This window comes from Zhihengliuella halotolerans (assembly GCF_004217565.1).
GTDB lineage: Bacteria > Actinomycetota > Actinomycetes > Actinomycetales > Micrococcaceae > Zhihengliuella > Zhihengliuella halotolerans.
Map to the genome: position 1 here is coordinate 167,487 of NZ_SHLA01000001.1, position 14,682 is coordinate 182,168.

Genomic DNA, 14,682 nt, shown 5'->3' on the forward strand with positions numbered 1-14,682 from the left:
ACCCCGTATGGGTCCAACACCCTCGGACGGAGTGTTCAACACTGCCGCCGACCGAGGCCCGTTCGTTACAAACACGCTTGGCAGTGGCGGGGGAACCAAATACAGGATCCAAGAGGTCTTGAGGGCAACCAGCCCTTGGGGTTAAGCGATCGAAGCAGAATCTGCTCCGGCCGCCGGGTGACTCCCACTCGAACCCGACAGCTCACCTCGTAGACATAGGGAGAGGTAAAACTTTTGTCCAAGCGCCATGCACTCGGTCGCCACCGCGCGACTCCTGTCCGTAGCAACCCGCTCGAGGGCGTCTCGAAGGCCGTTGCCTCGAACGCCGGCTCCGTCGGCCGCCAGGCCGCCGTCATCGCCGCAGCCTCCGGCCTCGTCCTGACGATGGGCGTCCCGGCACAGGCCAACCCGGTGGCCCGTGAAGCCGCCAGCGCCCCGGTTGAGGCCCTGCCGGTCGAGCGCACCGCCGTCGCCGCGGTGACCGTTTCGGCCAAGGCCGTCGAGGACTACGAGGTCGAGCGAGTCGTCCTCGAAGCAACCCCGGCTCCCGAGCCCGAGCCCGTCGTCGTGGCTGTTGCCGAACAGGTCGAGACCCAGACCGATGAGGTCGAGGACGAGGCGCAGTACGCCGCCATGACCCGCGAGAACGTCAACAACGGCGGCGGCGCCGCAGCGGCCCAGGCCGCTCCTGCTGCCGAGGCTGCTCCGGAGCCCGAGCCCGTCGTCGAGGCTGCAGCCTCCGGTACCGGCGCTTCGATCGCCTCCATGGCCGCCGGATACAAGGGCACCCCCTACGTCTGGGGCGGCAGCTCGCCGTCCGGTTGGGACTGCTCCGGCTTCGTGCAGTGGATCTACGCGCAGCACGGAATCAACGTCGCCCGCGGCACGTCCAACATCCTCGCTTCGGGCCAGTTCGTTCGCACCTCCTCCCCGAAGCTGGGCGACCTCGTCTTCCAGAACGGCGGCGGCCACGTCGGCATCTACATCGGCAACGGCCAGATCATCGGCGCCCAGAACCCCTCGGTCGGCACCGTGATCCGCCCTGCCAACAGCCCGTACGGCCCTCTCTACGGGTACTACACGCTGGCTGGCTAACACCCTGCTCACCGGCCCTGTGCCGGTCCGCGGCAGCCACTCTGCCGCACACTCTCCCCATCGGTCCGTTCGCCTATGCGCGAACGGGCCGATGGCGTTTAACGGCACTGCCCCGGGGCGCCATGCGCGCTCCTTAACGGCGACGGGACAGCGCGCGACCTGACGGCGCACAGCCGGTAACGGCACGGCAAAACCGCCAGCGACACGCCCCGACGCGTGGCGGAGGCCACACGCGAGGCCGGGCGACACCGTTAGGCTGGATGCACGAAGAACCACGCCACACGCCGTGGGGGAGCGCAAGAGGCCCGCGGCGAGCAGGACCGTGAGGAACGCGCATGCGAACCCTAGTACTGAATGCAGGATACGAACCGCTCGCGGTGGTCACATTCCGCCGCGCGCTGCTGCTCGTGCTGACCGGCAAGGCGAGCGTCCTCGCCGAGGACCCTGAACCGGTCATCGGGCCGAGCGACGTCGTCTCGCGCCCGTCTGTCATCCTGCTCCACCGCTACGTGCGGATCCCCTACCGCCGGCCCGTGCACGTCACCCGTCGCGGCATTCTGCGGCGTGACTCGCACGCCTGCGCCTACTGCGGCCGGCACGCCACGACCGTCGACCACATCCACCCTCGCTCGCTCGGCGGGGCGGACACTTGGGAGAACCTCGTCGCCTGCTGCCTGACGTGCAACGGCAAGAAGGGCAACCGGACCCTCCGGCAGCTAGGCTGGAAGCTGAAGACCCAGCCGAAGGCCCCGCGCGGGCCCGCCTGCTACATCTCGGAACTGGAGCGACCGGCAGCAGCATGGAGCGAATTCTTGAGCATCGAAGCGGCCTGAGGGCCGCGATCGTCCTCGCCGGCGGCCGCGGCTCCCGCCTCGGCGGCGCCGACAAGGCGACCCTCGAGCTCGACGGCGTCAGTCTCCTCGAGCGCGCCATCCTCACTCTCGCCTTCACGCCCGCGGGCGAGGAGGAGAACCCCGGTGCCGAGGTGATCGCCGTCGTCGGGCCCGAGAGCCTGCGCGGACGTGTGCAGGAGCTCGCCGCGGAGTGCGGCATCCCGATCGTGCTCACGCGTGAGGAGCCCGCTTTCGCCGGCCCTGCCGCCGCCGTGGCCGCGGGCCTCGCGGCACTCGACGGGGTGGCCCCGGACGCCGGCGGGAAGTGCTTCGTGCTAGCCGTGGACTACGCCCGGCCCGGCCGGATCGTTCCCATCCTGCGCCGCGCGGCGGGCGCCGCCGGTCCACGCTTCGCCGGCCGTGCGCGCCCGGCGGCAGGACTCGAGACGGCCGGCGCATGGGTGCCCCAGGACGGGTCCGGGAGGGACCAGCCCCTTGCCTCGGTCTGGGACCTCGCCGGTCTGCGCCGCGCGGTTTCCGGACTACGTGACGAAGGTCGCGTCGCGAATGCGTCGATGAAACAACTGCTTGCTAGAGTTGTGGTATCCCGCACGACGATGGCGGACCTGCCGGGGCACGTGACCGCGGATCTCTTCGCCGACGTCGACACGTGGGACGACGCCGCGCACGCCGGAATCACGCTGCCGACGGTGTCCGAGCAGAAGCCACATCTGGAGGGCCACATGGCAGTCGAGAAGCCACTGGAGAGCGGCGGGAGCGAGCACCCCGAACTCGACGCGTGGGCGCGGGAGCTGATGGTCGCGTACGGGCTCGAGGACGCGCCCGTCGACGTCGAACGCATCCTCTCCCTCGCCGGCGAAGCCGCACACTCGATCGTGCGCCCGGCCGCGCCCCTGACGACCTGGATCGCGGGTTACGCTGCCGGGCTTGCGGCCGCCCGCTCCGAGTCGGGCGGCGAGAACGCCGCAGCCGAGGCCGACGCGCTCGCGCGCCGGGTGATCGCCGACCGGACGGACGGGTAGCGCGGGCTTGCCGAACGAGACTACGCCGGACGCATTCGACGGTCCGGCCGCCGGCGATGCCGCCTGGCCCGCCGCCCGCGAGGTGGCGCATCGCGCCGGGGCGCGGCTGCTCGAGACCGCCGGGGCGTCCGCCCACGAGAACATCGAACTCGACGCGGCCATCTCACGGGTCCTGGGCCGGGACGTGCATGCCGCCTCCGAGATCCCGCACTTCGCCGCGTCGGCCATGGACGGCTGGGCCGTCGCCGGAGCCGGCCCCTGGCGCGTGCTCGCTGGCGACGCCAGGACGACGACGGCGCTCGCCCCGGGCCAGGGCGTCGTCATCGTCACCGGGTCGCCCTTGCCCGAAGGCGCCACCGCGGTGTTGCGCCGCGAGCGCGGCCGCCTCGCGCCCGGGGTCGGCGACGCCGGAGAACTCCTGCACGCGACGGAGCCTCTCGCGGACTTCGCCGACGTCCGCCCGGCAGGCCGCGAGGCCCGCGCCGGGGAGCGGCTCTTCGCCGCCGGGACGAAGCTGACGGCCGGTCACGTCGCGGCCGCCGCGGTGGCCGGCCTCGACTCGCTGCCGGCGCTCCGCGCCCCGCGCGTCGCCCTCGTCCTCACAGGCGACGAGGTCGTCACCGCCGGCGTGCCCGGCCACGGACTCGTGCGCGACGCCTTCGGGCCCGTGCTGCCGGACGCCGTGCGCGGGCTCGGGGGATTCGTCGCCGGCAGCGTGCGCATCGGCGACGACCACGATGCGACCGTCGAGGCGCTGGGAGCCGCCGACGCCGACGTCGTCATCACGACCGGCGGTACCGGACACTCGGGCGCCGACCACATCCGGCCGGCCCTGACCGAGCTCGGAGCCCGGCTGCTCGTCGACGAGATCGCGATGCGCCCCGGGCACCCCGCACTGCTTGCGCGGCGGCCCGACGGCGCACTCGTCATCGCACTGCCCGGGAACCCGCTCGCTGCGATGGCCGCTCTCGTCACACTCGGCGCGCCCCTGCTCGCGGGCGCGACCGGGCGCCCGATGCCGGCGCTGCAGCGAGCGGCTTCGACCGAACGCTTCGGCCCGCTGCCGGGCCGGCACCGGCTCGTGCCGGCCCGGCTCGACGCGGATGAGGCGGGCGTGCGCGCCAGCGCCGCCGCCCACCGCGGCCCGGCCATGCTGCGCGGCCTCGCCGATTCGACCTCCTTCATGGTCGTCCCGCCTGCGGGGCTGGAACCGGGCGCCGGCGTCGACTGCGTGCGGCTGCCCTGGTCATGAACACTCCGGAACCGCCACTGAACCCGAAGGGAGCCTGATGGGACGTAAGACCACCCGCCGGCGCATCGTGCGCCTGAGCGCTGACGGCGCCGAGCGCCGGCGCGAGGAGACCCTCGCGGCCGAGGAGCCGCTCGAGATCCGACTCGGCATCCCGGGTGTGCCCGGCAGCGCGGAGACCGCCTTCACCGTTACGATGCGCACGCCGGGAGACGACTTCGACCTCGTCGCCGGGTTCCTCACCGGCGAGGGCGTCATCGCCTCCGCCGACGACCTCGTGAGCATGCGCTTCTGCGCCGGCGAGGACGAAGAGGGACGCCAGACGTTCAACGTCGTCGAGGCGCAGCTGGGCCCCGGCGCCCATCCGCCGACGTCCGGCATGCGGCGCAACGTCACGACCACGAGCGCGTGCGGGATCTGCGGTACGGCCTCGATCGACGCCGTCGGCAAGTCAGCGCGGCTGCCGCTGGCGTCCACCGCCTGTGCGGGGCACGACGACGGCGCTCGAGTGCCGCTCGACGTCCTGCTCGCGCTGCCTGACACTCTCCGCGAGCACCAGGAGCTCTTCTCGAAGACCGGCGGCGTGCACGCTGCCGGGCTCTTCGACTCTGTCGGGAACCTGCTGTGCCTGCGCGAGGACGTCGGCCGGCACAACGCCGTCGACAAGGTCGTCGGCTGGGCCCTGCGCGAGGGGCGGCTGCCGGCGGCTGGGACCGTCATGCAGGTCTCCGGGCGCGCGTCGTTCGAACTCGTGCAGAAGACTCGCATGGCGGGCATCGGGGTCCTCTCCGCAGTGAGCGCGCCGTCGTCGCTGGCGGTCGAGCTCGCGGAGAAAGAGAACGTAACCCTTGCGGCGTTCAGCCGGGGGAGTAGCGTAAATGTATACACGCATCCGGAACGGATAGCCACTAGGAGGAACGATGCCTAAACCAGCCCCCATCGAGGACATCATCGAAGATGATCTCGCTGTTACGGCCCCGAAAACGTCCGCGGCGGGGGTCAAGGCCGTCATGGTGGCCCTCGAGCGCGGAATCGCGCAGGGCGGCGTCAGCCGCACCGTTCGCTCGATGCTGCGCGTGAACCAGCCGCACGGTGTCGACTGCCCGGGCTGCGCCTGGCCGGAGTCCATCACCGGGCGGCGCAAGCCGGCCGAATTCTGCGAGAACGGAGCCAAGGCGCTCGCGGAGGAGAACACGCTCCGGACCGCTGACCGCGAATGGTGGGCCGCGCACCCGATCAGCGACCTGCGGGGGAAGACCGAGTACTGGCTCGGCAACCAGGGTCGCATCACCGAACCCATGATGATCGCCCCGGGAGAGGACCGCTACCGGCCGATCAGTTGGAATGAGGCTTTCGCGACGATCGCCGAGCACATCCGGGCGACGACGCCGGACCGTTGCGCGTTCTACACGTCCGGGCGCACCGCGAACGAGACCGCATTCATGTACCAGCTCTTCGCGCGCAGCCTGGGCACCAACAACCTGCCCGACTGTTCGAACATGTGCCACGAGTCCTCCGGCAGCGCCATGAACCCGACGATCGGCATCGGCAAGGGCACGGTCTCGCTCGAGGACTTCGACCACGCCGATGTCATCATGGTCGTCGGCCAGAACCCCGGCACCAACCACCCGCGCATGCTCTCCGCGCTCGCCGACGCCCGCCATCGTGGCGCGAAGGTCGTCGCCGTGAACCCGCTGCCCGAAGCCGGGCTCATGAATTTCAAGGACCCGCAGAAGGTCAACGGAGTCGTCGGCGCCGGCGACCGGATCTCCGACGAGTTCCTGCAGATCAAGGTCGGCGGGGACCTGGCGCTGTTCCAGGCCCTCGGGCACCTGCTGCTGCTGGAGGAGGAGCGCGCCCCGGGGACCGTCGTGGACCACGAGTTCCTGGCCGAGAACGCCGAGGGGCTCGAGGCATACCGTGACGCCCGCAGCGTCATCGACTGGGAGGCCACGGAGGAGGCCACCGGCCTCTCGCGGCTGGAAATCGCCACGGTCGCCAATCTGCTGGCCAAGTCCAAGGGCACGATCATCTGCTGGGCGCTGGGGCTCACGCAGCAACCGCACTCCGTCGACACGATTCGCGAGATCATCAACGTTCTGCTGTTGCAGGGCAACTTCGGCAAGCCCGGCGCCGGCGCCTGCCCCGTGCGCGGCCACTCGAACGTGCAGGGCGACCGGACGATGGGCGTCTGGGAGAAGCCCTCCGAGCAGTGGCTCGCGCGGCTCGACGCCGAATTCGGCATCGAAAGCCCGCGCGAGCACGGCTTCGACTCGGTCGAGACCCAGGAGGCCTTCGAAAACGGCGACGTCGACGTCTTCGTCTCGATGGGCGGGAACTTCTCGCTCGCCTGCTCGGATACGGAGGCGATCGAGGACGGCATGATGCGCGCGGGACTGACCGTGCACATCTCGACGAAACCGAACCGCTCGCACGTCGTGCACGGGAAGACCTCAATCATCCTCCCGACCCTGGGGCGCACGGACCGCGACGACAAGCACCCCTCGGGACCGCAGTTCCTCTCGGTCGAGGACTCGATGTCCGTCGTGAAGTCCACTCAGGGCCGACTGGCCCCGGTCTCGGACCACCTGCTCGCCGAGCCCGTCATCGTGGCGCGCATGGCAGCGGCGGTGCTCGGCGACGACCACCCCGTGGACTGGAAAGCCATGGCCGAGGACTACGACGTCATCCGGGACCACATCTCTCGGGTGGTGCCGGGGTTCGAGGACTTCAACGCCCGGGTGCGCCAGCGCAACGGATTCGTCCTGCCGAACCCGCCGCGAGACACCCGAAGCTTCGCCACGGACAGCGGCCGAGCGCATTTCACGATCAGCCCGCTCGAGTACCTCATGGCGCCCGAAGGGCATCTGATCCTGCAGACGATGCGCAGCCACGACCAGTACAACACGACGTTCTACGGCCAGGACGACCGCTACCGGGGCATCAAGGACGGCCGCCGGGTGATCCTCGTGAACCCCGAGGACCTGGAGGCTCTCGGGTTCGAGGACCGGCAGCTCGTGGACGTGATCTCCTCGTTCTCCGGAACCGAGCGGCGCGCAAACCGCTTCCGCCTCGTCGGCTATCCGACCGCCCGCGGTTGCGCAGCGGCCTACTACCCTGAGGCCAACGGACTCGTGCACCGCGAGCTCGTCGCCCGCGAGTCCAACACTCCTGGCTACAAGGCGATGATGGTCCGGTTCGTACCGCACACGGGGGAGCCCTCGAGCACTTTCGACGATCGCGCCTGACACGCGGCGGGTGCCCTGATGTGGGCGGCGGGCTGTATCGTTCCGTGATGTGAGCATGGAGTACGCCGCCTACGGGTCCCTGTACCGGCTGGCCAAGGACACTCGACAACCGATCACCCCCGGCACGCCGAAGCGGGTGCTGCGTTTCGCGCGCGTCTACCGCGGGCGACTGGTCGCGTTCATCGTCCTCTCCATCGTCGCCGCGGTCCTCGCTGTCGCGACGCCCGTGCTCGCCGGCCGCGTCGTCGACGCGATCGTCGCCGACGGCCCGATGTCGCTCATCGGGTGGCTGGCCGGGCTGATCGCGCTCGTCGCTCTCGCCGAAGCGGGTGTCTCCGTCTTCGCCCGGTGGCTTTCGTCGTCACTGGGGGAACAGGTCATCTACGATCTGCGCACCCAAGTCTTCGACCACGTGCAGCGGATGCCCGTCGCCTTCTTCACACGCACCCGGACCGGGGCGCTGGTCTCGCGCCTGAACAACGACGTGATCGGCGCCCAGGCCGCCTTCGCCGGGACGCTGTCCTCGGTGGTGAGCAACGCCGTGGCGCTGGTCTTGACCGCGGCCGTGATGTTCACGACGAGCTGGCAGGTGACCCTGCTGGCGCTCGTCATGCTGCCCGTTTTCCTGTTGCCGGCCCGCCGGATGGGGCGCACGATCGCGGCGTTGCGCCGCGAGGCCGCCGAACACAACGCGAACATGGGCACCCAGATGACCGAGCGCTTCTCGGCCCCCGGGGCGACACTCGTGAAGCTGTTCGGCCGGCCCGAATCGGAGTCGGCCGAGTTCGCCGGCCGGGCCGCCCGCGTGCGCGACATCGGCGTGAAGACCTCGATGCGGCAGTTCTATTTCGTGGCCGCGCTGACGCTCGTCGCGGCTCTCGCGCTTGCCCTCGTCTACGGTCTGGGCGGCTACTACGCGCTGCGCGGCGAACTGGCGGCGGGCGACGTCGTCACCCTGGCGCTGCTGCTCACGCGCCTCTACGCGCCGCTGACCGGGCTCGCGAACGCCCGCGTGGAGATCATGAGCGCGCTTGTCAGTTTCGACCGGGTCTTCGAGATTCTCGACCTGAAGCCGATGATCGCCGAGCGCGAGGATCCGGTCACCGTCCCCGACGGCCCCGTGGGCCTCCGGTTCGACGACGTCCGGTTCGCGTACCCGAGTGCCGACGAGGTCTCGCTGGCGTCCCTTGAGGACGTGGCAGTGCTCGACCACCGCGGCGGCGAGGAGGTGCTGCACGGAATCGACTTCGAGGTTCCCGCCGGGTCGACGTTCGCGATCGTCGGCTCCTCCGGGGCGGGCAAATCGACGATCGCCCAGCTGCTGACCCGGCTCTACGACGTCGGCTCCGGGGCGGTGCGCTTGGGTGGCACCGACGTGCGCGATATGTCCTTCGCCGAGATGCGATCCACGGTCGGCATGGTCACGCAGGACGGGCATCTCTTCCACGACACGATCGGGGCGAATCTGCGGCTCGCGGCGCCCGGCGCGGACGACGAGGCACTCTGGGAGGCGTTGCGTCGGGCTCGGCTCGAGCACGTGATCGCGGCGTTGCCGGACGGGCTGGAGACGATGGTCGGGGAGCGCGGCTACCGGCTCTCGGGCGGGGAGCGCCAGCGCATGACGATCGCCCGGCTGCTGCTGGCGGCCCCGCGCGTCGTCGTGCTCGACGAGGCCACCGCCGCGCTTGACAGCACGAACGAGGCCGCGGTCCAGGCGGCGCTCACGGAGGCCCTCGAAGGGCGGACGGCCATCGTGATCGCGCACCGGCTCTCGACCGTCCGCTCGGCCGATCAGATCCTGGTCGTCGACGCAGGGCGGATCGTCGAGCGCGGAACGCACACCGAGTTGTTGGAGGCGGACGGGCACTACGCCCAGTTCTATCGCACCCAGTTCGCCTGACGCGAGGGCCGGGCCAGGTGCTCGGGGGAGCGGATCAGGCGGGGCAGGACGGATTCCGTCAGCAGGGGTGCAAGGTCCTCGCGTTCGGCCGCCACGGTCGGGGCGACCCAGAGGGCATCCTCGAGCTCGGCGCGCACGGTGACCGAACCGGCGTCGTGCACCGGGCCCCCGTCGGGCTGGACAGCGTCGGCGAGGGCCGCGTCGAAGACGTAGGCGAGAAGCTCCGTGCCGGGCTCGTTCGCCGCGGCGCCGCGCCACTGTCCGCGGTCGGTGAGGGAACCGGGAGTGAAGGTGAGGCCGAGTTCCTCGTGCAGTTCGCGAATCGCCGCTTGGACCGGGGCCTCATCCTGTTCCAGTTTGCCGCCCGGTTGCATATACTTCGAGGTGCCACGTTTACGAACCAGTAGGATTCGTCCGGCCGAGTCGTAGACGACGACGGCGGCAACGGTGAGTAGAGTGGGCACGTTGGAAGCTTAACATCTCCGACGAAAAAGACGTTTCGCCAAGTGTCGGACTATCCTGATGCGGCTATTCGATGTACTATCTAGACATCAACGGCGTGGCGATGCCGTGGAATCGCCGATAGAACCGGCAGACTGTGGACGCGGGCATTCATGACGCTGTCGCAGCCGAAGAGAACACGTACGCGGTAGATAACCCCTGGAGACTCAATGCAGCGAGGCACAAACCTCGGAAGACTTGGTGATTTCAACCAAGCGGTTATTTTCGATTCGATCCGCCGTGCCGAAGATGGCATCAGCCGGGTGGAGCTGGCCACGTCGACGGGTCTGTCCCCGCAGACCATCTCCAACGTCGTGCGCCGCCTCTTGGACAACGGGTTCGTGCGCGAGGACCGGACGGTCATCTCCGGCCCCGGCAAGCCACGCACGGTGCTCGAGCTCGAGGCGGACCGCCTCTTCGCGATCGGCATCCACCTCGACCCGGGCCAGATCACGGTCGTCATGGTCAACCTGCGCGGCCGCGTTGTCGGCAGCCGCCGCTTCGTTGAGCGCGACATCGCGGTCCCCGAGGAGACCATCTCGATGATGGCCACGGCTGTCGAGGAGCTCATCAAGGATTCGGGCCAGCCGAAGGACCACATCGTCGGCATCGGCGTTGCGGCGCCGGGCCCGATCAACCCGGAGTCCGGGACCATCGTCTCGCCGCCGCTCATGAACGGCTGGAACGAAGTCGAGGTCGTGGAGCCGCTCGTCGAGCGGCTGTCCCTGGACGTCCTCATCGAGAAGGACTCCGTCGCCTCCGCCATTGCCGAGCAGTGGAACGGCGACGAGGCGCGTGACCGGAACTTCATGTCCGTCTACATCGGCACCGGCGTCGGCGTCGGCATGGTCATCGGCGGCGAGGTCATCCGCGGAGCGAGCAGCAACGCCGGCGAGATCGCCCGAGTCCGCGTCAACGTGGACGGCAGCGACGCCGACCGCGCCGAGTCCTCGACATTCGCCACGGCGGTCTCCTTCCCGTCGGTGCTGACCAAGGCGCGCGAGCTCGGCGTCGACGTCGGGGCAGTGACCGAGGAGGCGACGATGCACGAGCGTTCGCAGTTCCTGAACACGATCGTCCGCCAGGCCAAGGGTGGCGACGAGGCATCCGTGGCCCTGATCAAGGTCCTCAACGGCTACTGGGCTTCCCTCGTCTCGCAGCTGACCAACACCTTCGACGTCGACAAGGTCTTCGTCGGCGGGCCCGTCTGGGCGGAGCTGCACGAGCTGCTGCACGAGGACATGGACCGGATCCTCCAGGAGCGTTTCCTGATGAAGGACGTGCACGAACTCGACGTCCGCACGAGCGAGCTCGGGCACAACCTGGGCGCCATCGGCGGCGCCTGCGCCGTACTGGACGCGGCCCTGTCTCCGAAGGCCAGCGCGCTGCTGCTGCGCTAGCAACCGGCGCCAGAACGACGGCGGGCCCCACCTTTGAGGTGGGGCCCGCCGTCGTTCTGCGTTTCGTGCCCCTGGCCGGAATTGAACCGACGGCCTACCCTTTAGGAGAGGGTCGCTCTATCCAACTGAGCTACAGAGGCATGCCCCGCGCGGGAGGCGTAACCATACTAGCGGTTCAGCGGCCGTTCTGCGGCCTGCCCGCCTCGAGCGCGGCCCGTAGGCCCGTCCGGGCCGCGAGGATCGAAATGCCGACCATGACGGCGACGGACGCGAAGAACAGCACCCACCTCGCGATGGTGAGCGCGCTGACGATACCGACCTCCGGTGGCTCATCGGCGCCGGCGAGTAGAGCGTCGATGGCGCCGTTCTCCAGCACGTCGACGACGGCGAACAGCAGCGGCACGGCCCAGAGGCCCCAGCGCTTCGGTCCGCGCGGGACGGCGAGATTCACCGCGAGCATGGTCACGAGCGCGAAGAACAGCGGGAAGAGCAGACCTGCGGTCTTGTGCAGGTAGATCAGTTGGCCGCGGGCGTCGTCGTCCATGGCCGCGCGGAGCTGCTCGACGGCGGCGGCATCGTAGCCCAGCAGGCGCTGGTCGAGCATCTCGAGCCCGCCGGAGAGGTCCTCCATCTGGCCGAGCGCGAGCACGTGGTAGTACCAGAAGAGCAGCGCCGAGGCGATGAGTCCGGCCCAGAGGATGATCGAGCCGTTGCTGCGCGCCTGCGCCTCGGTGCGCTGCGTCGTCGGATTCGGCACGGCCGGACGGGCGGGCGCGTCGGGAGCGGGGCGGCGGGTGCGGCTGCGCTTCTTCTTGTTGGCCATGCACCCAGTATGGTCCAGGGGCCGCCGCCGATGTGCGGGTGCCGGCCCTTAGACTGGATGGACCATGGATTTTCTTTTCGACGACTTCGCCGCGCCAGCACGAAAGCCGGAACCAGCGCAGACGGGCCCTGGGGCGCAGGAGCTCCTGGCCGGGCTCAACCCCGAGCAGGCCGAGGCCGTGAAGCACGCCGGTACCCCGCTGCTCATCGTCGCCGGCGCCGGGTCCGGCAAGACGCGTGTGCTCACGCACCGCATCGCCTACCTCCTGGCGACGGGCCGCTCCCGTCCGCACGAGATCCTGGCCATCACCTTCACCAACAAGGCCGCCGCCGAGATGCGCGAGCGCATCGGCGAACTCGTCGGCGACGCCGCTGAGAAGATGTGGATCTCGACCTTCCACTCCTCGTGTGTGAAGATCCTGCGCCGGGAGGCGTCCGCTGTCGGGCTGAAATCCAACTTCTCGATCTACGACGCCGCCGACTCCCTGCGCCTGGTGACGATGATCGCGAAGTCGCTCGAGATCGACCCGAAGAAGTTCACACCGAAGTCGATCCTGAACAAGATCTCGGCCCTGAAGAACGAGCTGATCGACGACGAGGAATACCTCTCGACGGCCGCGCAGGATCCGTTCAGCAAGGCGGTCGCGGAGGTCTACCGGATGTACACGCAGCGGCTGCGGCAGGCCAACGCGATGGACTTCGACGACCTCATCGGACAGGTCGTCAACATCTTCCGTGCGTTCCCGGCAGTCGCCGACAACTACCGGCGGCGGTTCCGCCACGTGCTCGTCGACGAGTACCAGGACACCAACCACGCGCAATACGCGCTCGTGCGGGAGCTGACCGGCCCCGATGGGCAGACTCCGGGCGGCGAGCTGACCGTGGTCGGCGACTCTGACCAGTCGATCTACGCGTTCCGAGGCGCCGACATCCGCAACATCGTCGAGTTCGGCAAGGACTACCCGGACGCGGCGACGATCAAGCTCGAACAGAACTACCGGTCGACGCAGACCATCCTCTCGGCCGCGAACGCCGTGATCGCGAAGAACCCGGATCGCCCCGAGAAGAAGCTGTGGACGGCCGAGGGCGACGGCGAGCTGATCGTCGGGTACGTCGGCGAGTCGGAACAGGCCGAGGCGAAGTGGATCGCCGACGAGATCCTGCGCCTGAACGACGACGAGGGCGTCCGCCCGGGTGACGTCGCGATCTTCTACCGCACCAACGCGCAGTCGCGTTCGCTCGAAGAGCAGCTCATGCGCGTGGATCTGAAATACCGGGTCGTGGGCGGCACGCGCTTCTACGACCGCAAAGAAGTCAAGGATGCGCTGGCCTACCTGCGCGCCCTGGTCAACCCGGACGACGACGTCAACCTGCGGCGCGTGCTCAACGAGCCCAAGCGCGGGATCGGCGACCGCGCCGAATACGCCGTCGCGGCGCTCGCCGAGCGGGAACGGCTCACGTTCATGGACGCGCTGCGCCGCGCGGATCAGGCCCCGGGCATCGCGACGCGCAGCCTGAAGAACGTCAACGCGTTCGTCGCGCTCGTCGACGACCTGACGACGGTCGCCGAGGGGTCCGGCGCGGCCGAGGCGCTGGAGGCCGTGCTCGAGCAGACCGGATACCTCGAGACGTTGCGCAAGTCGACCGACCCCCAGGACGAGTCGCGTGTCGAGAACCTGGCCGAACTCGTCGCCGTCGTCCGCGATTACGAGCGGGAGAACCCCGATGGCTCGCTCGAGGGGTTCCTGGAGCAGGTCTCCCTCGTCGCCGACGCCGACCAGATCCCCGACGGGCCCGTCGATGAGGAGGGTGCCGCCATGGCGGCGCAGGAGGGGGTCGTGACGCTCATGACCTTGCACACCGCCAAGGGGCTCGAGTTCCCCGTGGTCTTCCTCACCGGCATGGAGCACGGCATCTTCCCGCACCAGCGGTCGATGACGGACGAGAAGGAGCTCGCGGAGGAGCGCCGGCTGGCCTACGTCGGCCTGACGCGCGCCCGGAAACGGCTCTACGTCTCACGCTCGGAATACCGCAGCCTCTGGGGTCAGACGCAGTACAACCCGGCGAGCCAGTTCCTGCAGGAGATCCCCGCGGACCTGCTCGACTGGAAGCGCGAGGGCTCGGCGTCTCCGGGCGGATTCGGTTCGCTCTCCGGCGGCGGCTTCGGCTCCCGCGGCTCGGGCTTCGGCTCCAGCCGGTACGACGGCGGATCCCACTGGGGTGCCGGCACCGCCTCGCGCGCCAACAGGCAGGCGGGCGACCCGGAGACGTCGACCCTGCGGACCGCCCCGCCGGTCCGGGCCGGCGGACGCGTCCAGCAGCAGAAGGAGGTCATCTCGCTCACAGTCGGCGACAAGGTGAAGCACTCGACGTTTGGCGACGGCACCGTCGTTGCGCTCGAGGGCAGCGGCGACAAGACTGTGGCCAAGGTGACCTTCGGTGCCGAGGAGAAGCGACTGCTGCTGCGCTACGCGCCCCTGACCAAGGCCGACGGATAGCTGCGAACCCGGGTCCGCCGGGGTTGTGCAGCCCGAGTCGCGTTCGAGGTGCGGAGCTTCGCTCGGAGGCGGCGTGAGAGGCGGATCACATGC

At 69.6% G+C, this 14,682-nt stretch carries 11 protein-coding genes, 1 tRNA gene and 1 riboswitch; of the genes, 9 read left to right on the forward strand and 3 right to left on the reverse strand.

Annotation, left to right across the window (positions count from 1 at the left end; translation table 11 throughout):
* Positions 1-58: 58 nt before the first annotated feature.
* A riboswitch (cyclic di-AMP (ydaO/yuaA leader) is annotated at positions 59-230 on the forward strand.
* A 4-nt stretch (positions 231-234) separates the two neighbouring features.
* The 7 genes from EV380_RS00735 (at position 235) to EV380_RS00765 (ending at position 9,368) form a co-directional block, all read left to right on the forward strand.
* A complete protein-coding gene (locus tag EV380_RS00735; protein WP_130448645.1) occupies positions 235-1,095 on the forward strand; it encodes a C40 family peptidase in 861 nt (286 codons plus the stop codon).
* 335 nt (positions 1,096-1,430) lie between these two features.
* Positions 1,431-1,928 carry an HNH endonuclease gene (locus tag EV380_RS00740; protein ID WP_102161158.1) on the forward strand — a complete coding sequence of 166 codons (498 nt, stop codon included), beginning with the start codon at positions 1,431-1,433 and terminating at the stop codon, positions 1,926-1,928.
* The gene (locus tag EV380_RS00745; protein WP_130448647.1) at positions 1,895-2,971 is read left to right on the forward strand and encodes a DUF6457 domain-containing protein; all 1,077 of its coding nucleotides are present in this window, start codon (positions 1,895-1,897) and stop codon (positions 2,969-2,971) included. The genes EV380_RS00740 and EV380_RS00745 overlap by 34 nt, the downstream gene beginning before the upstream one ends.
* Positions 2,972-2,978: 7 nt before the next feature.
* Positions 2,979-4,223: a molybdopterin molybdotransferase MoeA gene (locus tag EV380_RS00750; RefSeq protein ID WP_130448649.1), complete on the forward strand. Its 1,245-nt coding sequence runs from the start codon at positions 2,979-2,981 to the stop codon at positions 4,221-4,223.
* A 37-nt stretch (positions 4,224-4,260) separates the two neighbouring features.
* Positions 4,261-5,148, forward strand: coding sequence for a formate dehydrogenase accessory sulfurtransferase FdhD (gene fdhD, locus EV380_RS00755; protein ID WP_130448651.1), 888 nt, complete (start codon positions 4,261-4,263; stop codon positions 5,146-5,148).
* The gene (locus EV380_RS00760) at positions 5,141-7,468 is read left to right on the forward strand and encodes an FdhF/YdeP family oxidoreductase (protein WP_130448653.1); all 2,328 of its coding nucleotides are present in this window, start codon (positions 5,141-5,143) and stop codon (positions 7,466-7,468) included. Before fdhD ends, EV380_RS00760 begins: the two co-directional genes overlap by 8 nt.
* Before the next feature lie 49 nt (positions 7,469-7,517).
* Complete coding sequence (locus EV380_RS00765) at positions 7,518-9,368, forward strand: ABC transporter ATP-binding protein (protein WP_130448655.1); 1,851 nt, start codon at positions 7,518-7,520, stop codon at positions 9,366-9,368.
* Here the strand turns inward: EV380_RS00765 and EV380_RS00770 are convergent.
* The gene (locus EV380_RS00770; RefSeq protein WP_130448657.1) at positions 9,347-9,832 is read right to left on the reverse strand and encodes an NUDIX hydrolase; all 486 of its coding nucleotides are present in this window, start codon (positions 9,830-9,832) and stop codon (positions 9,347-9,349) included. The genes EV380_RS00765 and EV380_RS00770 overlap by 22 nt on opposite strands.
* Before the next feature lie 207 nt (positions 9,833-10,039).
* Between EV380_RS00770 and EV380_RS00775 the strand changes: the two genes are divergently transcribed.
* A complete protein-coding gene (locus EV380_RS00775; protein WP_102161140.1) occupies positions 10,040-11,269 on the forward strand; it encodes an ROK family transcriptional regulator in 1,230 nt (409 codons plus the stop codon).
* A 66-nt stretch (positions 11,270-11,335) separates the two neighbouring features.
* Here EV380_RS00775 and EV380_RS00780 read toward each other — a convergent pair.
* Positions 11,336-11,409, reverse strand: a tRNA-Arg gene (locus tag EV380_RS00780).
* Positions 11,410-11,444: 35 nt separating this feature from the next.
* Positions 11,445-12,092, reverse strand: a complete 648-nt coding sequence (locus EV380_RS00785) for a hypothetical protein (RefSeq protein WP_207219264.1) — start codon at positions 12,090-12,092, stop codon at positions 11,445-11,447.
* Positions 12,093-12,156: 64 nt separating this feature from the next.
* On the opposite strand from EV380_RS00785, the gene pcrA reads away from it, so the two are divergent.
* Entirely contained in the window at positions 12,157-14,589 is a 2,433-nt protein-coding gene (gene pcrA / locus EV380_RS00790; RefSeq protein ID WP_102160889.1) for a DNA helicase PcrA, read from the forward strand.
* Positions 14,590-14,682: the final 93 nt, after the last annotated feature.